This is a genomic window from uncultured Clostridium sp., from assembly GCF_947072515.1.
In the GTDB taxonomy this organism is placed as follows: Bacteria; Bacillota; Clostridia; order Clostridiales; family Clostridiaceae; genus Clostridium.
On record NZ_CAMTIG010000030.1, the window covers coordinates 14976 to 41556 of the forward strand.

The following is a 26581-nucleotide window of genomic DNA, read 5'->3' on the forward strand; positions in this document are numbered from 1 at the left end:
CCTAGAATTTTAGAATGGCATATCTCCGTCATCAACAGGAGTCATGTCATCATCGAATCCAGCCCCAAATGAATTATTTGCTGGCTGTGAATTATCAGAATTTCCACTAAATCCATTATTATTGTTAAATGAATCAGTGTTGTTTCCACCTTTGCTTCCAACGAATTCGAAAGTTTCTACAGCTACATCAGTAGTGTATCTCTTTGAACCATCTTGTGCATCATAGCTTCCAGTTCTTATGTTCCCTGTAACAGCTATTTGGCTTCCTTTTGTAAGATATTGTGCTATCGTCTCCGCTTGTTTACCAAATGCTACGCAGTTAATAAAATCGGCTTCATCTCTCTTGAATTGTCTTGTAACTGCTACTGAGAATCTCGCTACTGCGTTTCCCGTACCTGCTGCAAATCTTAATTCAGGATCTCTTGTAAGTCTACCTATAAGTATAACTTTATTCATTACAATATCACCTCTTACGCTTCTTTTTTAATTATGATGTGTCTCATAACACCATCAGTAATTCTGAATATTCTGTCTAATTCTCTTGGTAATTCAGTGTTAGCTGTGAAGTCAACTAAAGTGTAGTGACCATCGTTAACTTTGCTTATAGTGTAAGCTAATTTTCTTTTACCCCACTCATCAACATTGTCAACAGTTCCTCCACCATTTTCGATTACACCTTTGAACTTTTCGATGTTAGCTTTAACAGCTTCCTCGTCTAGTGATGGGTGTAGTATAAATATAGTTTCGTACTTTCTCATCATTTTCACCTCCTCCCCTCGGACTAACGGCTGTGCTTTGCACAGCAGGGATTACAATTATCTATTGTATCATTTAATAATTTATTTTTCAACACTTTTATTTATTTTCTTGAATTTGTATAATTTTTTTAGCACCTTTTATAAATTTATTTCTCGGAATCATTATGATTCTTTCGCAGCCTAAACACTTTATTTTAACATCTGCTCCAGTTCTTATTATTTTAAATTTCTTTTCACCACAAGGATGCTGCTTTTTCATTTCTACTATATCACCTAATTCAAATTGTTCCACCATTTCCGAAAATCTCCTCTTCATAATTATTTATCTTTTCTTGATTTATTTTTTTATTTATTATAAATTCTGTTTTATTATATGGTATTTCTATCTTTTCTCTATCCATTGCTTCTTTTATAGCTTTTCTTAATTTTCTTTCCATAGACCATTGATGCATTGGTAAACTAAATCCTACTACTCTTATTGTTACTCCGGATTTTCCAAGGCTATGAACTCCCCATATTTCTATTGGCTGCGGAATCTCTTTACAGCCTTCTTGAAACTCTCTACAAGTTCTTTCAATTACTTCTATAGCATTATCTATATCCTCTTCATATGCTATATCTACATCAACTATAAATCGTATATTATTCCTTGAATGATTCGTCACTTCTTTTATTTCTCCATTCGGAATTAGATGTAGATCTCCTGTAAATGCTTTTAGTATAGTTGTTCTTATCCCTATAGATTCAATTATCCCATCAAATTGACCTATAGTTACATAATCACCTACACCATATTGATCTTCAAATAAAATAAAAAATCCATTTATCAAATCTTTAACTAGACTTTGTGCACCAAAACCAACAGCTACTCCCCCTATACTTGCAAAGGTTAATGTAATCTTTCCAAACATTTCTTCTAATAAAATAGCTCCACCTACAAAGTAAACAGTGTATCTTAAAATACTTTTTAAAACTTCTCCTATGGTTCTAGCTTTTTGTGGACTCATCGCAAACTTCACACCACGCTCTTTATTCTGATTCTCAACAAATTTCTCTATTACTTTATTTCCTATCTTTATTGAAATAAACATAAAAAATATTACAAGTACAAATTTAATAGAAACTTGTATCACCTTATCAATAAATGCTGATGATATTGTTATTGGTCCTAAGTTTATAGCATCCATCTCTAATTTTATAGCCGATAAAATATTCAATTTTCAATCCCCCCCATATATAACCACTTTCTAAATATATATATTCCATATCCATGGAATAATAATATTGATATACTAATTTTATAAATTAATAGAAGTTTTATCAATAGAAAGGATATGATATTTATGGAAAAATTAAAAAATATAAAAATTTGTGTGTTCGATGCTTATGGTACTCTATTTGATGTTCATTCTGCTAGCTTAAAATTCAAAGACTCTATAGGCGCTAATTACGAAGCTTTTTCTAACCTTTGGCGTGAAAAGCAATTAGAATATAGTTTTTTAAGAGAGATAATGAATAACTATACTGATTTTTTAAATGTAACGAAAGATGCTTTAAATTATGCATGTAATACTTTTAATATTAGTAACGATACTTTAAAAAATAATCTTATAAATTCTTATATGGAACTTTCAGCCTACACTGAAGTTAAACAAACTTTAAGCACTTTAAAAAATAATGGTATAAAGTTAGCTATTCTTACAAACGGTTCTTATTCTATGATAAATAAAGCTGTTATATCCTCTGGTCTAAATACTTTATTAGACGATGTAATTTCTGTAGAGGAATTACAAATATTTAAACCTAATCAAAAAGTTTATAATATGGTTTTAAATAAATTTAATGTCTCTATTAATGAAGTCGCATTTTTCTCTTCAAATGGCTGGGATATAATGGGTGCTACTAAGTTTGGTTTTAGAACCTTCTGGGTTAATAGACTTAACAAACCTGTAGAAGAATCTGAATTTAAACCATTTTCTATATTACATTCTTTATCAGATATTATTGAATAAAATAAATACCACTAAGATTAACTAATAATCTTAGTGGTATTTATTCTATAATTCTCTGAAAGAATTACCTTCTCTTATATAAATATTCTTATATTCAAATCCTTCTTCTTTTGCTGCTTTTACATCTGCCTCATCATCAAATCTCACGCAAATACCACAACTTTGAGTTATGCTAGTTGGTGTAGGCATTATTCTAAAAGAATATCCTTTTGATTCTAAATTATTTTCAGCTGTTATTGCATCATGTGTATTTTTAAAAACTATTATGTAATACTTCATTGAAATCACCCTACCTTTACAGATATTTAGTCCCATTAAGTATATTATATATAAAACTTCCATATTTATATAGTTTTTTTATTTTAATGATAAAAAATTTTATTTCATTTATAATTATATAAGAAATAAATTTTAGAAAGGTGTTTTTTAATGAATGTTTATTTAGATAACGCAAGTACAACATTTCCTAAACCTAAAATCGTTACTGATACTATCTATGAGTACTTAGTCAATGTTGGTGGAAATGCAAATAGATCTTCTAGCTCAAATAGTCTTCAAAGTAATAAAGCTATCTTTAAAGCTAGAATGAATATAGCTAATTTTTTTAATTTTGATAAAACTGAGAATGTTATTTTTACAAATAATATAACTACCTCACTAAATATATTAATTAAAGGAACATTAAAGAGGGGAGACCATGTTCTAACTTCATCAATAGAACATAACTCTGTAATAAGACCTCTAATCGCTTGTAAGGAATCTCTAGGCATAGAAATAGATTTTATAAAAGCTAATAAAACTTCTTTTATAAATCCTTCTGATTTTGAAGCTGCTATTAAACCTAATACCAAACTTATAGTTTTAACACATGCTTCTAATGTAACTGGATGTATTCAACCTATAAAAGAAATTGGTGCGCTTTGTAAAAAGCATAACATATTTTTCATTATAGATACTGCTCAAAGTGCTGGAACTGTAAAAATAGATTTTAAAGAAGTAAATGCTAGTGGTTTAGCTTTTACAGGACATAAAAGTTTATTTGGTCCTCAAGGAATTGGTGGCTTTATTATATCTGACGAATTAAATGAAATTTGTTCACCCTTTATAGAAGGTGGAACAGGTAGTCTATCTCACGATATTTATCAACCTACTTTTTTACCTGATAAATTTGAAAGTGGAACTTTAAATGTTCCTGGTATAGTTGGTTTATCTAAAGGTATCGAATTTATAAACTCTATTGGAATAGATGTTATAAAAAATCATAATTCAATTTTATATAAAAAATTAATGTTTAACTTATTAGATTTAGGTTATGAAGTTTATGGTGACCACTCTGGTGAAAATGCTACTACTTCAATTTCATTTAATTTAAAGAATGTGGATCCTTCAGATTTGTCTTTCTTTTTAGATTTAAATGGTATAAGTAACCGTTCTGGACTTCATTGCGCACCTAAAACACATGAAACTATTGGCACATTTCCTTTAGGTGCTGTTAGACTTAGTATTTCATTTTTTAACACAGAAGAGGATATTGACTATGCTATTTCTGTTTTAAAATCTGCACTTATAGAATTTAAATAAAATATAAAAAGTATGTTTAAAACGCCTCTTTTTTGGAAATAATTTCAAGTAAAGAGGTGATTTTTTTGAGTAATTTCTTTAAATTTGATGGAACACTAGATGAAACTTATATAGATTTAGGAAAAGAACTTTTAAATATGCTGAAACCAGTTTATTTGAAAAATAGACAAATAATCATTTTATGTATTGGTACTGATAGATGTACAGGTGATGCTTTAGGACCTTTTATTGGTGATAAACTTAACTCTATGTATTTAAATAATTTTTTTATTTATGGAACTTTAGAATATCCTGTTCATGCTAAAAATCTAACTAGTACTATTGATAAAATATATTCCATCTTTAAAAATCCTTATATTATTGCTATAGATGCATCTTTAGGTAAGATATCTGATGTAGGTAAAATTTCATTAAAAGATTCTCCACTTTCACCTGGACTTGCCTTAAAAAAAGATTTACCACCAATCGGTAATATAAGTATTACAGGTGTTGTTAATATGTCTGGAAACTTTGAATTTCTTGTTTTACAAAATACTAGATTGTATACAGTTATTCTATTAAGCAATACTATTTCTAAAGCATTAATTTATGCTGATAGAATGTTATCAGCAGATACTAATTCTATTATTGATGCTACTGATATTTTTCAATTAATGCAAGAAAAGAATAACACATAATTTTACTCTTTAAATATATTTATCTAATGATATAATGTTTCTAAGAAACTTCTACCCCCGATGTTTCTCAAGAAACATTTTTTCATTTAAAGATATTTAGATGTTTCTCAAGAAACATTTTAATAAATGATTTTTATTTTAAAAGTACTTTTCTTATTTCTAATGTTTCTCGAGAAACATTAGCTCTTCATTATTTATAAGTATTTTTAAATTTTATATTTAGATGTTTCTCAAGAAACATTTTAAAGGAGGATAATTTATGAGGTTAAATAGAATTTTTTTTGCACGGGATGCTCGTATTGTTGCTCAAGAACTTTTAGGAAAAACTTTTGTAAGAGTTATAGATAATATAGAATTACGTTGTATGATTACAGAAACTGAAGCTTATATTGGAGAAATTGATAAAGCTTGTCATGCATATGGAATGAAACGTACTGCTAAAGTAGAACCTCTTTATGGTGAACCTGGAATAACATATATTTATTTTATTTATGGATTATATCATTGTTTTAATTTAATTACTAAGGAGATTAATATACCTGAAGGTGTTCTTATTCGTGCCGTAGAACCTTTAAATAATTTTGATTATATAAGTAATATTCGTTTTAAAAAAATTTTTGATCAATTAACTAAAACACAAATTAAAACATTAACAAATGGTCCTTCAAAATTTGCTATGGCATATAGGTTAACTAGAAATGAAAATTTAGTTGATACTATTACAAGTGATGAAATTTATTTAGAAGATTCATCACTTACTGATTTTGAAATTGTTAAAACTAAACGAATAGGTATTGATTATGCTGAGGAAGCTAAAGATTTTTTATGGCGTTATTATATTAAAGGAAATAATTTTATATCAAAGAAATAAAATGTTCTTCGCCCGTTAGGGCGAATTTTTTCTAAAAACATATAATTTCAACTTTTTAAAAGAAGTGCATTTTTACCATTATAGTTTTTTTGAAAATCTAATAAAAAAAGCTATTGTACATTTTTAGTTTTGTACAATAGCTTTTTTATCTTTTAATTTTAAAGTGTCTTTTTTATAGCTTCATCTAAAACACATTTTTCTTCTTCTGATAATTGATATCTTGATATACCTTTATCTATTGGTTTTGCAAAACAAGTACTATCTTGTCTTCCATAAAGTCCTGTTAATACAACTCCATCATTATGTCCATCTAATAATGCAATTGAGAAACTTAAATCACTTCCAACATCATCAAATGCTTTATATCTCATAACAGCTATTTTTTGAACGCATTCAATCATATCTTTTCTAATTGCCTCAACAGTTTGAAGAGCTTGATCGGCTATATCTTTAGCACTATCTATTTTACCTAACTCATCAACTATTAATTGTTCAAGATTCTTATTCTCTGATCCCTTCATAAGCTTCTTGTATCTTCTTTCAACCTTAGTAAGTGCTCTCCATAGAACAATTACTAAAATAAATAGTATTATTACTACTACTATCATTGCTAATACAATGTATGGTAATACATTTTGAATTATGCTTAGTATGTTTTCCACTTCTTATTTCAATCCTTCCTTAAAATGTTTCATGAGAAACATTTATACGTTTATTAATTCTAAAATTCTATTCAAATCTTCTTCTGAATAGTATTCTATAGCAATTTTTCCTCTTTTGTTTTTAGATTCAATATTTACTTTAGTTCCAAAATAATCTTGTAGTTTATTCTGCATATCTTTATAATAAATATTTTCCTCTTTTTGTTCTTTTTCCTTTTCAGGTTTAGATAAGTTTTCTAAATAGACTTTTATGTTTCTCTCTAAATCTTTTACTGAAAGGTTATTATCAATAACTTTTTGAGCAAATTCATATTGTAAGTCATTACTGTCTAAAGATAATAAAACTCTTCCATGTGCTTCTGAAATAACACATTCAATTAAATATTGTTGAACTCTTTCATCTAACTTTAAAAGCCTCATTGTATTAGTTATTGCAACTCTTGATTTTCCAATTCTATTACTTAATTCTTGTTGTGTTAAATCAAATTCTTTAAGTAATTTTTTATATGCAATAGCTTCTTCAATTGGATTTAAATCTTCTCTTTGAATATTTTCAATTAAAGATATTTCTAATACTTCTTTTTCTGTTAAGTCTTTTACTATAGCTGGAACATCTTTTAACCCTGCCATTTTAGCAGCTCTAAATCTTCTTTCTCCAGCTACTATAATATAATCTTTCCCACTTTTTCTTAATAATATAGGTTGAATAATTCCATGATTTTTTATAGACTCTGCTAGTTCTGCAATATTTTCATTATCAAAAAATTTTCTTGGTTGATCACTATAAGTCTTTATTTTGTTTAATGATACCAGTAATGAATCTTTTTTTTCTTCTTTAGTTTCAATCTTTTCCATGTCTTCAGGAATCAATGCTCCTAATCCTTTTCCTAAACCAAACTTTTTACTCATTTACTCTCACCTTTCATTATTGTCTTTTTAAAAACTCTTTAGTTAATTTTGAATAAGCTTCTGCACCTTTACACTTTTCATCATAAAGCATTATAGGTAATCCAAAGCTTGGTGATTCAGCCAATCTTATATTTCTAGGTATAGTACTTTCATACACTTTATCTTCGAAGAATGCTTTTACTTCTTTATAAACTTCATTACTAAGGTTAGTCCTATAATCATACATAGTCATTACAACCCCTTCAATATCTAAATTAGTATTTAAAGATCTTGTAACTAATTTTATCGTATTTATAAGTTGCCCAACACCCTCTAGTGCATAAAATTCACATTGAATAGGAATTAAAACAGAATTACTAGCTGATAATGCATTTATAGTTAGAACACCTAAAGATGGTGGACAGTCTATAAATATAAAATCAAATTCTGCACTAACTTCTTCTATTTTTTCTTTTAAAATTCCTTCTCTATTCTCCTTGCCAATAACTTCTACTTCTGCACCAGCAAGTTCCATTGTGGATGGGGCAATATAAAGATTACTTATCAAATCACTATGTATAATCACTTCGCTTAAAGAAGCATCTGAAGTTATTACATCGTACATTGAAGCTTCTAAGTTTCTTTTATCTATACCTAACCCACTAGTAGTATTTCCTTGTGGATCTATATCAATAGTTAAAACTTTATATCCAGCCATTGCAAGGTATGAACATAAATTAATGTTTGTTGTTGTTTTTCCTACTCCACCTTTTTGATTAAATACGCAAATTGTTTTCATAATTAGCTCCTTTCGTTATTAGAGCCCTACACCCCCTCTCATAATTAATATTATATATATTTTTTTTCGATAATAAAAGCTAAAAACCTTTAAAATAGCGTTTTTTAAGAAATTTATAATAGAATATTTTTTAATAATATAATTATCTAATTTTGTTCAATAATAAAATCGGTTTATTCTTATTTTATACATAAAAAACTCCTTAAACTTTACTAAAATTAGTAAATCTTTTAAGGAGATATTTCTAATTATTTTTTTACTTTTGGAATTTTGATTTTTATCTCTATATAATCTTCTTTTTCCTCAGTATCATATTTAGCTGGAATATTAAATTTATCAAAAACTTGCTTTATACTATTAACATATAATTTTGCAGGAAATGCTGATTTTATATTAGGCTTCTTTTTCCCACTTAATTCTTTCCCTGCAATTTTTAGCATTTCTTTATTTATAAGCTCTTCCGTTTGTCTTACATTTAATTTATCCTTGATTATATTATTTAAAATCTTTTTTTGTAATTTTAAATCATCCACAGATAATAATGCTCTTGCATGTCTTTCAGTTAAAAAGTTATCCACACATAGCTGTCTAACTTCTAAATCTAATTTAAGCAGTCTTAATTTGTTAGCAATTGTGGATTGTTTTTTTCCCATTCGTTTTGCTAACTGTTCCTGTGTAAAATTATGATCATTTATTAAATTATAGTATGCTTCTGCTTCTTCGATAAAATTTAAGTCTTCTCGTTGCAAATTTTCTAAAAGTGCAATCTCTGCTGATTGACAATCATTTATATCAATAACAGTACAAGGAACTTCTATTAAACCTGCTAATTGAGCTGCTCTCCATCTTCTCTCTCCAGCAACTAATTCATAAATTTCGCCTCTTCTTCTCACTGTTATTGGTTGAATTATTCCATGAGTTTTTATCGATTCTGCTAACTCTTCTAATGCCTCTTCTTTGAAATACTTTCTAGGTTGATATGCATTAGGAATTATCTCTTTTACACTAATCTTAATTATTTCATTATTCATTCTTCGTAACCCATCCCTTATAAAATCCCCATTTTTATATTACATAAAATTCCATTTATTTTATTATAACCCTTTTTTTAAAAAGGGTTATCTATTCTTTTATATCTATTTTGTTGTTCTATTTAATTGGTTTTTTTGTTACATTTCCAGCTTTTCTTGGATATGTTTTAGGACATTCTTTTACTTTTTGTACCACAACAATATTATGATTTAAATCTGTTCCTTCTACAATAGTTTCATCAACTCTTGCAAGCTTTCCACCTAAAGTTCCTATAGCATTTTTACTATCCTTTAATTCCTCTTCAATAGCTGGGCCTTTCAATGCTACAAAATATCCACCCACTCTTACATAAGGAAGACAGAATTCTGATAGTACTGCCATATTCGCAACAGCTCTTGATGTAGCAACATCAAATTGTTCTCTTAATTCTTTCTTTCTTGCTCCATCTTCAGCTCTTGAATGAATTGTTACTACATTCTTTAATCCAAGTTCTTTAACTACTAAATTTAAGAAGTTAACTCTCTTATTTAAAGAATCTAATAATGTTATTTCTGCATCATCATTCATTATAGCTATAGGAAGACCTGGAAAACCTGCTCCTGTTCCTACGTCTATTATAGTTTTAGCATTTTTAAGTTCTTCGCTTTTAAAAGCTTTTATACAATCTATAAAATGTTTCTTTATAAACTCATCATCTTCTGTTATAGCTGTTAAATTTATTTTTTGGTTCCACTCTTGTGTAAGTCTCATGTATTTAATAAACTTCTCATATTTATCTTCGTTAAATTCCATTGAAACTTCATCAGCTGCAACCTTCATTATATTATAAAATTCCATATGTCCTCCTAAGACTTAGTTATTTTCTTTATTTTTTCCGTATCCTATTTCTAAGTATATTAATAAAACTGATATATCCGCTGGTGATACTCCTGATATTCTTGACGCTTGCCCTATACTAACTGGTCTTACATTGGTTAGTTTTTGCATAGCTTCTGTTCTTAATCCCTTTACGTCATAGTAATCAATATCTTTAGGTAATATTTTCTTTTCAAACTTCTTAAATTGAGCTACTTGCTCTAATTGACTTTGAATATATCCTTCATATTTAGCTATTATATTTATTTGCTCTCCAACACTATAATCATAGTCTGGTCTTTCTAAATCTAATGGTGCTAAAGAGAAATAATCAAGTTCTGATCTCTTTATAAGCTCATAAAGTCTACTTGGCTTTTTAAGTGCTGCTGACTCTAAGCTTTCTAAGAACTCATTATTTTCAGTTTTATTAGTTATTTGAAGATTTTTTAATCTCTCTAATTCATTTTCAATATTAGCTTTTCTAGCAAGGAATCTATTATATCTTTCCTCATTTACTAATCCAGCGTTATGTCCGATTTCAGTTAATCTAAAATCAGCATTATCTTGTCTTAATAATAATCTATATTCAGCTCTTGAAGTCATCATTCTATATGGTTCATTAGTTCCCTTAGTAACTAAATCATCTATAAGCACTCCAATATAAGCATCAGAACGAGTTAAGATAAGCGGATCTTCACCTTTTATCTTTAATGCTGCATTTATACCTGCTACAAGCCCTTGTGATGCTGCCTCTTCATATCCTGAACTTCCATTTAACTGTCCTGCTCCATAAAGTCCTTCTATATTTTTAAACTCAAGAGTTGGCTTTAATTGAAGTGGATTTATTGAATCATATTCTATAGCATAAGCTGCTCTCATCATTTCAGCATTTTCTAATCCATCTAAAGTTCTTATAACTTTTAATTGAACATCTTCTGGTAATGATGATGATAATCCTCCAATATATAATTCTTGAGTATCTGTTCCTTCTGGTTCAACAAAGATTTGATGTCTACCCTTATCTGGGAATCTCATAACTTTATCTTCTATTGATGGACAATATCTTGGTCCTACACCTTTAATTGTTCCATTGTATATAGGTGATCTTCCTATATTTTCATTTATTATTTTATGAGTATTTTCATTTGTATAAGTTAAATAGCAAGATATTTGTTCTTTATCTACATTATCATGCATAAATGAAAATGGAACTATTCTATCATCACCTGGTTGTTCTATCATTTTAGAAAAATCTACAGATCTCTTATGAATTCTTGCAGGAGTTCCTGTTTTAAATCTTCTAAGCTCTATATTTAAATCTAATAATGTTTGAGATAAATCTTTAGCTTCTGATAATCCATTTGGACCTCCAGCATAGCTCACATCACCGATTATTATCTTAGCCTTTAAATATGTTCCAGTACATAATATAACAGCCTTACAATCGAAAATAGCACCGTTCTTAGATACAGCACCTTTAATTTTTCCATCTTCAATTACTAAATCTACTATTTCTACTTGTCTTATATATAAATTATCTTCATTCTCTAAAACTCTCTTCATTCTTTTTTGATATTCAAGTTTATCAGCTTGTGCTCTTAAAGAATGGACAGCTGGTCCTTTAGATGTATTTAGCATTCTTGATTGAATAAATGTGTTATCTATATTAACTCCCATTTCTCCACCTAATGCATCAATTTCTCTAACTAAATGCCCCTTAGCTGTTCCTCCAATATTAGGATTACAAGGCATCATTCCTATTGATTCTAAATTAATTGTACAAATTAATGTTTTTAAACCCATTCTAGCTGAAGCAAGTGCCGCTTCACATCCAGCATGACCTCCACCAATAACTACAACATCGTATTCTCCACCGTTGTATCTCATTTGTTTCCTCCTACTTTCCACAACAGAATTCGCTAAATATTTTATTTACTAAATCCTCTTCAAGTTCATCACCAGTTATTTCTCCAAGTGATTTCATTCCTGAAGTTACATAGATTGATATTAAATCTAGGAATTCATTCTTTTCTAATCTATCTTTTGCAATTTCACAATTTTCTAATGCTCTTATAAGCGCTTGTTTATGTCTATTATTAGAAATAATTAAACTTTCATTATCAACTTTACCACTAAAGAACATATCCTTAATTTTAGCTTTTAAATCTTCTATTCCAAAGCCTGTTTTTGCAGATATTTCTATAACATTATTAAAGCCTTCTAAGTCGCTTCTATCTAATTTTCCATCTAAATCCACTTTATTAAGTAAAACAATAGTATTTTTATCCTTAACAGCCTCTATTATTTCTTTATCTTCTATATCTAAACCTCTTGATGTGTCTAACATTAGAACTACTAAATCAGCCTCTTCTAATTTCTCTTTAGAACGCTCAACTCCAATTTTTTCAACTACATCTTCAGTTTCTCTAATTCCTGCAGTATCAGTTATTTTAACAGGTATACCATCAAGATTTATAAACTCTTCAATTACATCTCTAGTTGTTCCTGGTATATCCGTTACTATAGCTCTTTGCTCTTCAAGTAATGCATTCATAAGAGATGATTTTCCAACATTTGGTTTACCTATTATAGTCATTTTTAAACCTTCTCTTATAAGTTTTCCTTCATTTGCACCTTTTAAAAGCTTCTCCATATCTGTAATTGCACTATCTAATCCCTCTCCAACTCTTACAGGAATAGTTTCATCTGGTTCCTCATCATCCTCTGTAAAGTCAACAGCATATTCAATTAATGCTAAAACATTTAAAAGATATTGTCTTAATTTATTTATTTTCTGGGAAAGTTTCCCTGTACTTTGCATCATGGCTGATTTCATAGCTAAATCTGTCTTAGCTCTTATGATATCAATAACCGCTTCTGCTTGACTTAAATCAATTCTTCCATTTAAAAATGCTCTTTTAGTAAATTCACCTGGCTCTGCAAGTCTTGCTCCAGCTCTTATTACCTCTTCTAAAACTCTATTAGTAGAAATAACTCCACCATGACAATTTATTTCTATGACATCTTCAGCTGTAAAGCTTCTAGGGCCTTTCATAAAACTTATAATAACTTCATCTATTATTTCTCCAGTTTTATCAACTATGTTTCCGTACTTCATAGTGTATGTTTTCATATTTTTTATATCAAAATCATTCTTTGCTTTAAAAATATTTCCTACAATCTCTAACGCCTTAGCACCTGAAACTCTTATAATAGCAATTCCACCTTCACCTTGGGCTGTTGCTATACCACAAATAGTATCAAACTCTTTCATTTATTAACCTCCTTAAGTGCTAATCTTTCTATATTTTAATTATGTATTATTCTTTTGATTTATAAACATTCGAATCCCACAAACTAATATCAATTTTACAGAAATATAATGAATAAGTCAAAGCTATAAATCACTCTATTTCAAAAAAAAGAAAGCCTTTAAAAAGGCTTTCTTCTCTTCTATTTCTCTAATGCAACTACAATCTTTCTATATGGGTCTTCCCCCTCACTATAAGTTGAAATTCCTTTTTCATTTTGAAGTGCTGCATGTATTATTCTTCTCTCATAAGGATTCATAGGTTCAAGCTTAAATGGCCTACCAGTTCTCATAACCTTACGTGCTGTTTTTAAAGCAACTCTTTTCAGAGTCTCTTCTCTTTTAGCTCTGTAATTTTCTGTATCTAAAATAACTTTTTTATAGTTTTCTTCAGGATTTTTATTTACAACTAAAGATATTAAATATTGTATCGAGTCTAACGTTTCACCTCTATATCCAATTATCATCCCCATCTCTTTACCTGATAGGTTAATCTTTATTGCACTTTTTTCCTCAGTAATATCAATGTTTGCTTCAACACCCATTGAAGTTAAAAGATCTTGTGTAAACACTCTTGCTTCATGTATATAATCATATTTAACTGTTACTTTTATTTTAGCAGGTTTAGATCCTATTATACTTAAAAAGCCTCTAGATCCTTCTTCTAAAATATCAACTATAACCTTTTCTTTAGATACATTAAGCTCATTCAATGCTTTTTCTAAAGCTTCATCTACTGTTTTACCTGTTGTTTCAATAAATTTCATCTGCCCTAGACACCTACTCTCACTTAAGAATTATTTTTTCTTTTTCTTCTTTTTAGAACCATTAGATTCTTCAAGACTTTCTAAAAGACCAAACTTATCCTTTGAGCCTTCCATCTTCTCTTCCTTAGCTTCTTGTTCAGCTTTTTGCTTTTGCATTGGTTTAACATTTAAGAAGTACGTTTGAATTAATTGATATAATCCACTAGTTACCCAATAAATAACAAGTAATGCTTGGAATTTTAATGAGATAACTCCCATCATTATAGACATCCCGATATTCATAGGCATCATATTCATACCACCAGCATCTCCAGCAGGATTAGATTTAGTCATCAAGTATGATGGAATAAACGTAAATACAGCTGATAAAACTGGTAAAATGTATAACGGATCATGTAATGCTAAGTTTGGAATCCATAAAAAGCTTAACCCATTAATTTGTTGTAATAATGATGGTGCCATAAATGTATAATATAGTGCCATCAATATTGGAAGTGGAATTAACATTGGTAAACAACCACCAGTCATACTGATATTGTTTTCCTTGTATATTTTCATAACTTCCATATTAGCTTTTTGAGGGTCCCCTTTATATTTCTCTTGAACCTTCTTTATCATAGGTTGAAATTCTTGCATTTTTCTCGTTGATTTAACCGATTTAATACTAAATGGTAAAACCAATGTCTTAATTATGACTGTTAACAGTATAACTGCTAAAACATAACTTACTCCTGTGTTAGGTATGCCTATTGTAGTTATAAATCTATGTATTGCTTCAAATATAACTACAAAAATATTTATTATTGGCTGAAACACTTTTTCCATTTAAAATTTTCCTCCCATATTTATTTCACAGGATCATACCCGCCCTTACTGAAAGGATTACACCTCAATATTCTCCAAATTGCCATTAAACTTCCTCTAATAGCACCATATTTTTCTACGGCTTGAAGGGCATATTCGGAACATGTTGGTCTATACTTACAACAAGGTGTATACATAGGTGATATCCCCCGTCTATAAAACTTAATTAACATTATTACGATTTTCTTCATTTAATAGACCTGCCTTCTTAAACAGATTCAGCATTGACTTTTCTACATCATGAAAATTTTTATCCTTAAGTTTTGTTCTCGCAACAAAAACAAAATCATAACCCTTTTTAAAATCTATTTCATTTAGTCTATAATTTTCAAGTATTAATCTCTTACTTCTGCTCCTAACGACACTATTACCGACTTTTTTACTTACCGAAATTCCAATTTTATTTAAAGATACGTTTTCCTTATCTTTATTTTTTCTATTTTTAAATATATATAATACTAATAGATCATTAGCTAAAGATTTTCCTCTTCTATAAACGAGTCTGAATTCATTATTTTTTCTTATCTTGTATATCATCAATAATTCATACTCCTTTTTCCTACTAAATTGTAGAAAAAAGGCCACTTAATTGCGGCCCTTATGCTGTTAATTTTTTTCTACCTTTTTGTCTTCTTGCTTTAAGAACGTTTCTTCCAGCTTTAGTTTTCATTCTTTTTCTGAAACCATGTTCTTTTTTTCTTTGTCTTTTTTTAGGTTGGTATGTCATGAACATTTACACTACACCCCCTTCGATTTTTTTATTATAGAAAAATAATTATACTTTTCTTTTTACCTTACCATTATATATACACGTATCTATTCTGTCAAGAATAAGGATATATGTTGATAAATAATAAATTTAGAGTTGTTTTTTGTGGATAACTTATTGAATCCCTCTATCTACTTATGTTATCATAATAAATATATTGTTGATAATTTGTTATTAGTTCTAAGTTATCCACAGCTGTGCATAATTCTGTTGATAACTTGTTGCTTATCTTATAAAATTAAAAAAAATCCATATGTTTTTATTGATTTAATCTAAATTTTACCTAGTTATTCCTTGTGTATATCTCATTTATCTAACCCTGTGGATAACTTTCTATAAAATTCAATATCAACATAATTATTAACATGTGGATAATTTTCTATACATAAATTTACTCAATATGTGCTATGTTAATAACATTGTTTATATCCTGTTATTAACTACATTTTTAATATGAAAAATAAAAAAAATTTTTTTAAGAAATCCGATTGGAGGATAGGAAATGGATTCTGATTTAAAGCAATTATGGGAAAAAACATTAAATATTATAAAAGGTGAAATGTCTGAAGTAAGTTTCAATACATGGATAAAGAGTTGCGAGCCTATATCTATGTCTGACACAACAATAAAAATAAGTGTTCCTAACACTTTTACTCAAGACATACTAGAAAAAAGATATAAGGATTTAGTTGTAAATTCTATTAAAGCAAGCTGTGCTAAAACATATAAAATAGAATTTTTAGTAGCATCTGAAATAAATGCTATAGAAGAAACTAATTCAAATCCTAAAGTAAAAAAAGAAAAATCAGAAGAAAATCAAAATCCAGCTGATGATCTAACTACAAGCTTAAATCCTAAATATACATTTGATTCATTTGTAATAGGTAATAGTAATAGATTTGCTCATGCTGCATCATTAGCTGTTGCAGAAGCTCCAGCTAAAGCTTATAATCCTCTATTTATATATGGAGGCGTAGGGCTTGGAAAGACCCATTTAATGCATGCAATTGGTCATTATATTTTACAAAACAACTCTAAATCAAAAGTTGTTTATGTATCATCTGAAAAATTTACTAATGAACTAATTAATGCTATTAAAGATGATAAAAATGAAGAGTTTAGAAATAAATATAGAAATATAGATGTTCTTCTTATAGATGATATTCAATTTATTGCTGGTAAAGAACGAACTCAAGAAGAGTTCTTCCATACTTTTAATGCATTACATGATGCAAACAAACAAATAATTCTATCATCTGATAGACCACCAAAAGAAATTCCTACATTAGAAGATAGATTGCGTTCTCGATTTGAATGGGGATTGATTGCAGATATTCAAGTTCCTGATTTTGAAACACGTATGGCTATTTTAAAGAAAAAAGCTGATGTTGAAAATTTAAGTGTTGCAAATGAAGTTATGGTTTATATTGCAACTAAAATAAAATCTAATATAAGAGAGCTTGAAGGAGCACTTACTAGAATAATTGCTTATTCATCTTTAACTAATAGAGCAATAACAGTAGATTTAGCTTCAGAAGCATTAAAAGATATAATTTCTAAAAAACAAGGCAAACATGTAACTATAGAAATAATACAAGATATAGTTGCTAGCTATTTTAATTTAAGAATTGAAGATTTAAAATCTCAAAGAAGAACTAGAAATGTCTCATATCCAAGACAAATTGCTATGTATTTAAGTAGAAAACTAACAGATATGTCATTACCTAAAATAGGTGAAGAATTTGGTGGAAGAGATCACACCACTGTAATTCACGCGTATGAGAAGATTTCTGATAATTTAAATAGAGACGAAAGTCTTCAACATACAATAGAAGAATTAAATAAAAAAATTACTCAAGGGTAGTTTATCAACATATGTATATAATTGTTGCTTAATAACCTGTGGATAAACTTAATTAAATTTTTGCCTGTTGATAACTGTGGATAAAGTACATATTTAGTTACTTACTTATCCACAATATTTTTTTCTAAAATTTTTAGTGTTTTCAATGCTTTGAAGCACTTATCAACAAATCCACAGGCCCTACTACTATTATTACTAAAATATATATATACCTACAATAAAAAAACAAAAATAACCTGTGAGTAAATAAGGAGGATTTTAAAATGATCTTTACATGTGAAAAACAAAAACTATTAGAAGGAATTTCAATAGTTCAAAAAGCAATAACTGGTAAAACAACAATGCATATACTTGATGGTATTTACATTAATGCATTTGGATCTACACTTACTTTAATTGGTTCAGATATTGATGTAAGTATTGAAACTATAGTAGAAGCAGATGTTAAGAATCCAGGTAAAGTTGTAATTGATGCAAAAATCTTTGGAGAGATAATAAGAAAATTACCTAATTCAGAAATAAAAATAGAAACTTTAGAAAATGATACAATACAAATAACTTGTGAAAAATCAGTATTTAACTTAGGTTATATGAATGCTGATGAATTTCCTGAGTTACCAAGTTTAAACGAAGATTTAAAAATTGATGTACCTCAAAATATTCTTAAGAACATGATAAAATCAACATCTTTTGCTATTGCTCAAGATGAAACAAGACCAATTCTTCAAGGAGTTCTTTTTGAAGTTAAAGAAAAAACTTTAAATTTAATTGCACTTGATGGTTATAGACTTGCACTTAAAAAAGAATTTTTAGATACAGATATTGAAGTAGAAGTTGTAATTCCAGGAAAAACATTAAACGAAGTATCTAAAATTTTAGAAGATACAGAATCAAATGTTCAAATTACATTTACTAATAATCATATTTTATTTAACTTAGATAAAACAAAAATTATTTCTAGATTACTTGAAGGTAAATTTGTAAATTATAGATCACTTTTACCTCAAGAACATAAAATTACTATCTCTGTTAAAAAACAAGATTTACAAAATGGAATTGAAAGAGCATCTTTAATGGCTAAGGATGGAAATAACAATTTAATAAAAATGGATATGGAAGAAGAGACTTTAGTTTTAAGTTCTAATTCTCAATTGGGAAAAGTTAGGGAAGAAGTCTCTATAAATTTGCAAGGTGATAAAATACAAATTGCATTTAACTCAAGATATTTACTTGACGTTTTAAAGACTTTAGACGAAGAAGAAGTTATATTAGAAATGACTTCAAGTGTTACCCCTTGTATAATAAAAGGAAAAATGGCCGATAATTATAGATACTTAGTTCTACCAGTAAGGGTAGTAAGATAAAAAAAAGGAGGAAAGTGAATAAAAAATGCATAAATATGCATTAATAACTATAGAAATATAGTTATTTTATTCATGAATAAATATGCAAGAAATAAGAATAAGTACTGAACATATAAAATTAGATGCATTTTTAAAATGGACTGGAGCTGCATCTTCAGGATCAGAGGCAAAAATATACATTTTAGAAGAAATGGTTAAAGTGAACGGAGAAGTTTGCACTCAAAGAGGTAAAAAATTAAGAAGTGGTGATGTAATTGAGTTTGAAGAGGAAGTTTTTAAGATTCTCTAAATAAAAGCTTTTAATTCACTCTTATGTTATAATTAAATGGGTGTTTATAAATGTATGTAAAAAAGCTAAAATTAATTAATTATAGAAACTACGAAAATTTAGAAATAGATTTATGTCCAAATGTAAATGTGTTTATGGGCGACAATGCACAAGGTAAAACTAATGTGTTAGAAGCTGTTTATTATAGCGCATTTGCTAAGTCACATAGGACATCTAGAGATAAGGAACTTATAAATTGGAATGAAGAAATTGCATTTATAAGTGTATCTATAGCGAGAGATAGATTAGATAAAAAAATAGATATAAATATTTTAAAAGATGGTAAAAAGGTTATTAAAGTTAATTCAGTAAAGATAACTAAAATTGGAGAACTTTTTGGAACCTTTAATGTTGTAATGTTTTCACCAGAGGACCTTAAAATCATTAAGGACTCTCCTGGTGTTAGACGTAAATTTATGGATATGGAACTTTGTCAGTTAGATCATAGGTATTATTATAATTTAGTTCAATACAATAAAGTAATGAATGAGAGAAACATAATCTTAAAAAATAGAAATGTAGATACTGACATGTTAGAAATCTATGATATGCAACTTTCTACTTTTGGAGCCTATATCATAGAAAAACGGCTTTGGTATCTTAAAGAGTTAAATAAACACTCAGTAGAGATACATAATGATATTACATCAGGTAAAGAAAAAATAGATTTTAGATATATATCTTCTCTAAAAAATTATGAAGATATTCAAGCTAATTTTTATAAGCTTTTAGAAAAGAATAGAAAAAGAGACGTAGAAAAAGGAATCACACTTTATGGACCTCATAGAGATGATTTTTCTGTATTTATAAATGATGTTGATACTAAAAGTTACGGCTCACAAGGACAACAAAGGACTGCTGTTTTAACAATGAAGTTTTCATCACTAAAAATAATAAAAGAGATAACTAATGAATATCCTGTGTTGTTATTAGATGATGTTTTATCGGAGTTAGATTTTAATAGAAAAAGATATGTATTAAGTTCTATTGGAGATATTCAAACTATAATAACTTGTACAGGGATAGAGGATTTAGATGATTATTTAGATAATAATTCTAAATTGTTTAAAGTGAAAGATGGAATAATTTCAATATAGAGGAGGAGTCTTTATGTTTTTACATTTAGGAGAAAATGTTGTAGTTCCAATAAAAGATGTCATTGGTATTTTTGATTTACAAAATACAATGTACAGTTCAGATACAATACAATTTTTAAGGATGGCTGAAGAAGATGGATTCGTAGAAAGAATTACAGAAGATAGACCAAAATCTTTTGTTATAGCAGAAGTAGATAAAATGAGTAAAATCTATTTATCACCAATATCATCATCTACTTTAACTAAGAGAACAGGTTTAGATTACAACAGTCAAACCTTTATCTAAGGTCAAATTTATAAAAATATAGGAGGAATCTATGGTGGAAGAAAATAAGCAAAGTTATGACGAAAGTCAAATACAGGTCCTTGAAGGATTAGAAGCTGTTAGAAAAAGACCAGGGATGTACATAGGTAGCACAAGTTCAAGAGGGCTTCACCATCTGGTTTATGAAATAGTTGATAATAGTATAGATGAGGCTTTAGCTGGATACTGTAAGAATATTAATGTTTGCATAAATGAAGACAATTCAATAACTGTTGAAGATGATGGTAGAGGGATGCCAGTTGGAATGCATCCTAAAATGCATAAACCAACAGTTGAAGTTATAATGACAATTCTTCATGCTGGTGGAAAATTTGGTGGAGGCGGATACAAAGTATCAGGTGGTCTTCATGGAGTTGGTGCATCAGTTGTTAATGCATTATCAGAAAAATGTTCAGTAACAGTAACAAGAGAAGGAATTGTATGGAGACAATCTTATGAACGTGGAAACGTAGTTACACCTTTAGAACAAATAGGAACTGCAAATCATTCTGGTACAATGGTTTATTTTAAACCAGATACAGAGATTTTTGATGAATTAATATATGATTTTGAAATATTATCTCAAAGATTAAGAGAACTTGCGTTCTTAAATAAGGGAATACACATCTCTTTAGAAGATAAAAGAACAGGAAAAATTGAAAAGTACTTATACGAAGGTGGTATAAAATCTTTTGTTGAATATTTAAATAGAAATAAACAACCTCTTCATGATGAGCCTATTTATGTTGAAGGTGACAGAGAAGGAATTTTAGTTGAAGTAGCACTTCAATACAATGATGGTTACAACGAAAATTTATTCTCTTTTGCTAATAATATAGATACTATTGAAGGTGGTACACATTTAGTTGGATTTAAAACTGCTTTAACTAGAGTATTTAATGATTATGCTAAAAAATTTGGGCATTTAAAAGAAAGTGATAAAAATCTTTCAGGTGATGATATAAGAGAAGGCTTAACAGCTGTAATATCAGTTAAAATAAGTGAACCACAATTTGAAGGGCAAACAAAAACTAAATTAGGAAATAGTGAAGTTAGAGGAGTAGTTGATTCAATAGTTGGCGAAGGTATAGGAATATTCCTAGAGGAAAACCCTAACATTGGTAAAATTATAATTGATAAAGCTTTAATGGCAGCAAGAGCAAGAGATGCAGCTAGAAAAGCTAGAGAATTAACAAGAAAATCAGTTTTAGAAAGATCATCACTTCCAGGAAAACTTGCTGACTGTTCATCAAAAGATCCAGCAGAATGTGAAATATATATAGTCGAAGGGGATTCAGCCGGAGGATCTGCTAAGCAAGGAAGAGATAGAAAATTCCAAGCAATTTTACCACTTAGAGGTAAGATTATGAATGTTGAAAAACAAAGACTAGATAAAATATTAAATTCAGATACTATAAGATCAATGGTTACAGCTTTTGGTGGCGGTATAGGAAAAGACTTTGATATTACAAAAATAAGATACAATAGAATTATAATCATGACAGATGCCGATGTTGATGGAGCTCATATTAGAACTTTATTATTAACATTCTTCTACAGATACATGAGAGAATTAGTAGATGGTGGGCACGTTTATATAGCACAACCACCATTATATAAAGTAAGTAAGAACAAAAAAGATAAGTATGTTTATTCTGATGATGAATTAGATAGGACATTACAAGAAATGGGCGGAAAAGATAATTCAACAAACATTCAAAGATACAAAGGTCTAGGAGAAATGAATGCAACTCAATTATGGGATACAACAATGGATCCAGAGCAAAGAATTTTATTAAAAGCAACAATTGAAGATGCTATGTCAGCCGATGAAATTTTTACTATTTTAATGGGTGAAAAGGTTGAGCCAAGAAGAGAATTTATTCAAGAAAATGCGAGCAAAGTAAGTAACTTAGATGTTTAGTACTAAATTATGAGGTGAAGTACATGAGTTTTAATGAGGGAAAAGTAATACCCGTAGATATAAAAAACGAAATGAAGAAGTGCTACATAGATTATGCTATGAGCGTAATTGTAGGTCGTGCACTCCCAGATGTTAGAGATGGATTAAAGCCAGTTCATAGAAGAATTCTTTTTTCAATGCATGAACTTGGTTTAGCACCAGAAAAAGGATATAGAAAATGTGCCAGAATAGTAGGGGAAGTACTAGGTAAGTATCACCCACACGGTGACACTTCAGTTTATGATGCTTTAGTAAGAATGGCACAAGATTTCTCTATGAGATATATGCTAGTTGATGGACACGGAAACTTTGGGTCTGTGGACGGAGATAGTGCAGCAGCGATGAGATATACAGAAGCTAAGATGAATAAAATCGCAGCTCAAATGATTAGAGATATTGGTAAAAATACTGTAGACTTCATTCCAAACTTTGATGGAGAAGAAAAAGAGCCATCAGTATTACCATCAAGATTCCCAAATCTATTAGTTAATGGATCATCAGGAATAGCGGTTGGTATGGCAACAAATATACCACCACATAACTTAGGTGAAGTTATTGATGGAACAATAATGCTTATAGATAATCCAGAGTTAGAAATAATTGATTTAATGTCAGTAATAAAAGGTCCGGATTTTCCAACAGCAGGAATAATAATGGGGCAATCAGGAATAAGATCTGCTTATGAAACAGGAAGAGGTAAAGTTGTTGTTAGAGCTTTAGCTGAAATTGAAGAAGAAAACAACAGACATAAAATAATAGTTCATGAATTACCTTATCAAGTTAATAAAGCTAAACTTATAGAAAATATTGCTGATTTAGTTAAAGATAAAAAAATAAATGGAATCTCAGACCTTAGAGATGAATCAGATAGAGAAGGTATGAGAATTGTTATAGAACTTAAGAGGGATGCAAATCCAAATGTTGTTTTAAATCTTTTATATAAACATACAAAGATGCAAGATACATTTGGGGTTAACATGTTAGCATTAGTTGACAATGAACCTCAAACACTTAATTTAAAACAAGTTCTAGTACATTATATTAATTTCCAAAAAGAAGTTATAACTAGAAGAACTATATTTGAATTAGAAAAAGCAGAAGCTAGAGCACATATTTTAGAGGGATTAAGAATAGCGTTAGATAATATAGACGAAGTTATATCAATTATCAGAAATTCTAAAACTTCAGATATTGCGAAAGCTACATTAATGGAAAAATTCTCTCTTTCAGATAAGCAAAGTCAAGCTATCTTAGATATGAGATTAAGAAGACTTACAGGATTAGAAAGAGATAAGATTGAAGATGAATATAATGAGCTTATGAAAGAAATTGCATATTTAAATTCAATCCTTGAAAGCGAAGAAAAACTATTCTCTGTAATCAAAGAAGAATTATTAGAAATAAAAGCAAGATACAATGATGAGAGAAGAACAGCTATAGAAGCGAATGCAAATGAGATTGATGTTGAAGATCTTATTCAAGAGCAAGAAATAGTAATTACTTTAACTCATACAGGATATATAAAAAGAATATCTTCAGATGTTTATTCTGCACAAAAAAGAGGAGGAAAAGGAATTCAAGCTATGTCAACTAAAGAAGATGACTTTGTTGAACACGCTATGTTTACTTCAACTCACTCAGATGTTCTATTCTTTACAAATAGAGGTAGAGTATATAAATTGAGAGGATATCAAATACCGGATGCAGGAAGAACTGCAAAAGGAACTAATATCATAAACTTAATATCTATAGAAGCAGATGAAAAGATTGAAACAGTTTTAACTATAAACGATGTCTATGAAGGTGGATACTTATTCATGGGTACTAAGAATGGTATAGTTAAGAAAACTAAATTAACAGAATTTAAAAATCTTAGAAAAAATGGTCTTATAGCAATTAACTTAAGAGAAGGTGATGAACTTCTAAAAGTTAAGATGACTAGAGGCGATGCTGATATTATAGTTGTTACTCAAAATGGAATGGCTGTTAAATTCAATGAAAAAGATGTAAGATCTATGGGAAGAACTGCATCAGGAGTTAAAGCAATAACATTAAAAGAAGATGATGTTGCAGTTTGTATGGATATAGCTACCCAAGAAGAGGATTTACTAGTAGTAAGTGAAAATGGTTATGGTAAGAGAACACCAACTTCAGAGTACAAAGTACAAAATAGAGGTGGTAAGGGATTAATAACTTACAAACTTACAGAAAAAACTGGTAAAGTTGTTGGAGCAACAGTATGCAAAGCAGAAGATGAATTAATGCTTATAAATTCAAATGGTGTTGCAATTAGAATAAATATATCTGATATTTCAGTAACAGGAAGAGCTGCTATGGGAGTAAAACTGATGAGAACTCTTGGAGAAGAGCAAGTGGTTACTATAGCTAAGATTTCTGGTAGTGATGAAGATATTGAAGGTAATGAGCAATTATTATTAGATGAAAACACAGAAGAAAAAGACTTTGAAACTTCAGAAGATAATTCTATAAGTAGTTCATTAGATGAATTAGTTAATAGAGCTATGGAAGAAGACGAAGAAGAATAAAACTGAAAGGACTACAAGTAAAAATCTTGTAGTCTTTTTTTAACATAATAGGGTCAGAAAATTATAATTAATAAAGTGGGTATAAAAAATAAATTAAAAAAGCTTTTAGCTTTATAAAATTTAGGGGGATATAAAAAAATGAGAGTAATATTTAATGCAGATGATTTTGGATTAACAGAGGGAGTAAATTTAGGAATATTAAAAGCATTTAAAGATGGAGTAGTAAAATCTACAACATTAATGGTTAATATGCCATTTGCAGAGCAAGCAGTAAAAATAGCAAATGAGAATCCTGAATTAGGAGTAGGAGTTCACTTAACAGTTACAGCAGGGCCACAGTTGATAAAAATAAAAAATTCATTAGTTGATGAGAATGGTGATTTTCATAATAAGGATTTGTTGTACGACTATCAAGTAAAACTAAATGAAGAGGAACTTTATTGTGAATGGAAAACTCAAATTAATAAGTTTATTGAATTAATGGGGAAGAAACCAACACATATAGATAGTCATCATCATATTCATTTAATTCCTAAATATTTAAAGGTGGCATTAAAGCTTGCAGAGGAATATGGAATTCCAATGAGAGAACAGAAGTGGGACAATAAAAATTTTGAGTATATAAAGTTAAAGCAAGATTTTATATATGATGGTTGTAAATTGGAGTACTTTATAAACCATGAGGACGAACTCTTAAAAGAAGATGTAATAGAAGTAATGTGTCATCCTGCATTTATAGATCAGAATTTACTTGATAAAAGTTCTTATAATTTAGCTAGATGTGGTGAATTAAGTATATTAACATCTATAGAATTAAAAGAATGGATATCAAAAAACAAGATTAAATTAATAAACTATGGAGAAATAATGAATAAATAGTGAAAAAGCTGGTTTTTAAACCAGCTTTTTTATTTTTTAAAATATAAAAAATAAGAAAAGTATTGAAAAAGTCTATAAATCAAAGAAAATAAATCATAATCTTTGCCAGGCGTATCTTTATATAAAAAAAAAAGAAAATAGCAGAAAAAAAGAGAAAATGTAGAATAATGTTGCTAAATAGAATGCATTTAAAATCAATAAGTTTGATATCATGATATTATAAATCTCGTCGCTGAGGCAAACAAAACATCTCAGAAAAACGAAAAAAAGTTTTTCAAAAAAGGTGTTGACAAAGAGTTTGAACGGTGATAAGATAAAGAAGTCGCTTGAGGCGATGAGGAAAAAATGGTCTTTGAAAATTGAACAGAATAATATATAAACAAACTTAAAC

General features: G+C 28.7%; 29 protein-coding genes. 12 read left to right on the forward strand and 17 right to left on the reverse strand.

All coding sequences use genetic code 11. The annotated features are described in order from the left end of the window. Positions 1 to 9 precede the first annotated feature (9 nt). The 4 genes from Q0W06_RS11810 to Q0W06_RS11825 all read right to left on the reverse strand — a co-directional run bounded on the left by Q0W06_RS11810 (position 10) and on the right by Q0W06_RS11825 (position 1975). A complete protein-coding gene (locus Q0W06_RS11810) occupies positions 10 to 456 on the reverse strand; it encodes a single-stranded DNA-binding protein (RefSeq protein ID WP_297635639.1) in 447 nt (148 codons plus the stop codon). A 14-nt stretch (positions 457 to 470) separates the two neighbouring features. Further along, complete coding sequence (gene rpsF, locus Q0W06_RS11815) at positions 471 to 758, reverse strand: 30S ribosomal protein S6 (protein WP_297635642.1); 288 nt, start codon at positions 756 to 758, stop codon at positions 471 to 473. Between the two features lie 97 nt (positions 759 to 855). Next, positions 856 to 1053, reverse strand: a complete 198-nt coding sequence (locus Q0W06_RS11820) for a DUF951 domain-containing protein (protein ID WP_297635645.1) — start codon at positions 1051 to 1053, stop codon at positions 856 to 858. Beyond that, positions 1037 to 1975 carry a mechanosensitive ion channel family protein gene (locus Q0W06_RS11825; RefSeq protein ID WP_297635648.1) on the reverse strand — a complete coding sequence of 313 codons (939 nt, stop codon included), beginning with the start codon at positions 1973 to 1975 and terminating at the stop codon, positions 1037 to 1039. The genes Q0W06_RS11820 and Q0W06_RS11825 overlap by 17 nt, the downstream gene beginning before the upstream one ends. Positions 1976 to 2101: 126 nt before the next feature. On the opposite strand from Q0W06_RS11825, the gene Q0W06_RS11830 reads away from it, so the two are divergent. Continuing rightward, the gene (locus Q0W06_RS11830; RefSeq protein ID WP_297635651.1) at positions 2102 to 2770 is read left to right on the forward strand and encodes a haloacid dehalogenase type II; all 669 of its coding nucleotides are present in this window, start codon (positions 2102 to 2104) and stop codon (positions 2768 to 2770) included. 45 nt (positions 2771 to 2815) lie between these two features. Here Q0W06_RS11830 and Q0W06_RS11835 read toward each other — a convergent pair whose 3' ends face one another. Further along, a complete protein-coding gene (locus tag Q0W06_RS11835; protein ID WP_297635653.1) occupies positions 2816 to 3049 on the reverse strand; it encodes a DUF3343 domain-containing protein in 234 nt (77 codons plus the stop codon). A gap of 150 nt (positions 3050 to 3199) precedes the next feature. Between Q0W06_RS11835 and Q0W06_RS11840 the strand changes: the two genes are divergently transcribed. The 3 genes from Q0W06_RS11840 to Q0W06_RS11850 all read left to right on the forward strand — a co-directional run bounded on the left by Q0W06_RS11840 (position 3200) and on the right by Q0W06_RS11850 (position 5899). Then, positions 3200 to 4351: an aminotransferase class V-fold PLP-dependent enzyme gene (locus Q0W06_RS11840; RefSeq protein WP_297635656.1), complete on the forward strand. Its 1152-nt coding sequence runs from the start codon at positions 3200 to 3202 to the stop codon at positions 4349 to 4351. A 65-nt stretch (positions 4352 to 4416) separates the two neighbouring features. After that, entirely contained in the window at positions 4417 to 5028 is a 612-nt protein-coding gene (gene yyaC / locus Q0W06_RS11845; protein ID WP_297635659.1) for a spore protease YyaC, read from the forward strand. 259 nt (positions 5029 to 5287) lie between these two features. Beyond that, positions 5288 to 5899, forward strand: a complete 612-nt coding sequence (locus Q0W06_RS11850) for a DNA-3-methyladenine glycosylase (RefSeq protein WP_297635662.1) — start codon at positions 5288 to 5290, stop codon at positions 5897 to 5899. Between the two features lie 158 nt (positions 5900 to 6057). Here the strand turns inward: Q0W06_RS11850 and Q0W06_RS11855 are convergent, their stop codons facing one another. The 12 genes from Q0W06_RS11855 to rpmH form a co-directional block, all read right to left on the reverse strand. Next, positions 6058 to 6561: a DUF4446 family protein gene (locus tag Q0W06_RS11855; RefSeq protein ID WP_297635664.1), complete on the reverse strand. Its 504-nt coding sequence runs from the start codon at positions 6559 to 6561 to the stop codon at positions 6058 to 6060. 42 nt (positions 6562 to 6603) lie between these two features. Continuing rightward, a complete protein-coding gene (locus Q0W06_RS11860) occupies positions 6604 to 7470 on the reverse strand; it encodes a ParB/RepB/Spo0J family partition protein (protein ID WP_297635666.1) in 867 nt (288 codons plus the stop codon). Between the two features lie 16 nt (positions 7471 to 7486). Then, on the reverse strand, positions 7487 to 8248 hold the full coding sequence (locus Q0W06_RS11865; protein ID WP_297635669.1) for an AAA family ATPase: 762 nt from the start codon (positions 8246 to 8248) through the stop codon (positions 7487 to 7489). A 248-nt stretch (positions 8249 to 8496) separates the two neighbouring features. Further along, a complete protein-coding gene (gene noc / locus Q0W06_RS11870) occupies positions 8497 to 9279 on the reverse strand; it encodes a nucleoid occlusion protein (protein WP_297635672.1) in 783 nt (260 codons plus the stop codon). 118 nt (positions 9280 to 9397) lie between these two features. Next, positions 9398 to 10117, reverse strand: coding sequence for a 16S rRNA (guanine(527)-N(7))-methyltransferase RsmG (rsmG, locus tag Q0W06_RS11875; RefSeq protein ID WP_297635675.1), 720 nt, complete (start codon positions 10115 to 10117; stop codon positions 9398 to 9400). A gap of 15 nt (positions 10118 to 10132) precedes the next feature. Beyond that, positions 10133 to 12022 (reverse strand): tRNA uridine-5-carboxymethylaminomethyl(34) synthesis enzyme MnmG, encoded by a 1890-nt coding sequence (gene mnmG / locus Q0W06_RS11880; RefSeq protein ID WP_297635678.1) that lies wholly within the window; start codon positions 12020 to 12022, stop codon positions 10133 to 10135. A gap of 10 nt (positions 12023 to 12032) precedes the next feature. Then, a complete protein-coding gene (gene mnmE, locus Q0W06_RS11885) occupies positions 12033 to 13409 on the reverse strand; it encodes a tRNA uridine-5-carboxymethylaminomethyl(34) synthesis GTPase MnmE (protein WP_297635681.1) in 1377 nt (458 codons plus the stop codon). Between the two features lie 179 nt (positions 13410 to 13588). Further along, positions 13589 to 14212: an RNA-binding cell elongation regulator Jag/EloR gene (jag, locus tag Q0W06_RS11890; RefSeq protein WP_297635684.1), complete on the reverse strand. Its 624-nt coding sequence runs from the start codon at positions 14210 to 14212 to the stop codon at positions 13589 to 13591. 30 nt (positions 14213 to 14242) lie between these two features. Then, positions 14243 to 15037 carry a membrane protein insertase YidC gene (yidC, locus tag Q0W06_RS11895; protein WP_366516778.1) on the reverse strand — a complete coding sequence of 265 codons (795 nt, stop codon included), beginning with the start codon at positions 15035 to 15037 and terminating at the stop codon, positions 14243 to 14245. A 20-nt stretch (positions 15038 to 15057) separates the two neighbouring features. Further along, positions 15058 to 15267, reverse strand: a complete 210-nt coding sequence (gene yidD, locus Q0W06_RS11900) for a membrane protein insertion efficiency factor YidD (RefSeq protein WP_297635687.1) — start codon at positions 15265 to 15267, stop codon at positions 15058 to 15060. After that, positions 15239 to 15613, reverse strand: a complete 375-nt coding sequence (rnpA, locus tag Q0W06_RS11905; protein ID WP_297635721.1) for a ribonuclease P protein component — start codon at positions 15611 to 15613, stop codon at positions 15239 to 15241. Before rnpA ends, yidD begins: the two co-directional genes overlap by 29 nt. A gap of 61 nt (positions 15614 to 15674) precedes the next feature. Next, entirely contained in the window at positions 15675 to 15809 is a 135-nt protein-coding gene (gene rpmH / locus Q0W06_RS11910) for a 50S ribosomal protein L34 (RefSeq protein ID WP_297635690.1), read from the reverse strand. 538 nt (positions 15810 to 16347) lie between these two features. Here rpmH and dnaA point away from each other — a divergent pair. From dnaA to chbG, 8 genes are all read left to right on the forward strand, one after another. Continuing rightward, positions 16348 to 17709, forward strand: a complete 1362-nt coding sequence (gene dnaA, locus Q0W06_RS11915; protein ID WP_297635693.1) for a chromosomal replication initiator protein DnaA — start codon at positions 16348 to 16350, stop codon at positions 17707 to 17709. Positions 17710 to 17972: 263 nt separating this feature from the next. Further along, positions 17973 to 19073: a DNA polymerase III subunit beta gene (gene dnaN, locus Q0W06_RS11920; RefSeq protein ID WP_297635696.1), complete on the forward strand. Its 1101-nt coding sequence runs from the start codon at positions 17973 to 17975 to the stop codon at positions 19071 to 19073. An 82-nt stretch (positions 19074 to 19155) separates the two neighbouring features. Next, positions 19156 to 19362 (forward strand): S4 domain-containing protein YaaA, encoded by a 207-nt coding sequence (gene yaaA, locus Q0W06_RS11925; RefSeq protein WP_297635700.1) that lies wholly within the window; start codon positions 19156 to 19158, stop codon positions 19360 to 19362. Positions 19363 to 19412: 50 nt separating this feature from the next. Further along, entirely contained in the window at positions 19413 to 20498 is a 1086-nt protein-coding gene (recF, locus tag Q0W06_RS11930) for a DNA replication/repair protein RecF (protein WP_297635703.1), read from the forward strand. A 13-nt stretch (positions 20499 to 20511) separates the two neighbouring features. Continuing rightward, entirely contained in the window at positions 20512 to 20784 is a 273-nt protein-coding gene (remB, locus tag Q0W06_RS11935; protein ID WP_297635706.1) for an extracellular matrix regulator RemB, read from the forward strand. A 31-nt stretch (positions 20785 to 20815) separates the two neighbouring features. Further along, positions 20816 to 22726, forward strand: a complete 1911-nt coding sequence (gene gyrB, locus Q0W06_RS11940) for a DNA topoisomerase (ATP-hydrolyzing) subunit B (RefSeq protein WP_297635709.1) — start codon at positions 20816 to 20818, stop codon at positions 22724 to 22726. 23 nt (positions 22727 to 22749) lie between these two features. Then, the gene (gene gyrA / locus Q0W06_RS11945) at positions 22750 to 25311 is read left to right on the forward strand and encodes a DNA gyrase subunit A (RefSeq protein ID WP_297635712.1); all 2562 of its coding nucleotides are present in this window, start codon (positions 22750 to 22752) and stop codon (positions 25309 to 25311) included. Positions 25312 to 25449: 138 nt separating this feature from the next. After that, a complete protein-coding gene (chbG, locus tag Q0W06_RS11950) occupies positions 25450 to 26190 on the forward strand; it encodes a chitin disaccharide deacetylase (RefSeq protein WP_297635715.1) in 741 nt (246 codons plus the stop codon). Positions 26191 to 26581: the final 391 nt, after the last annotated feature.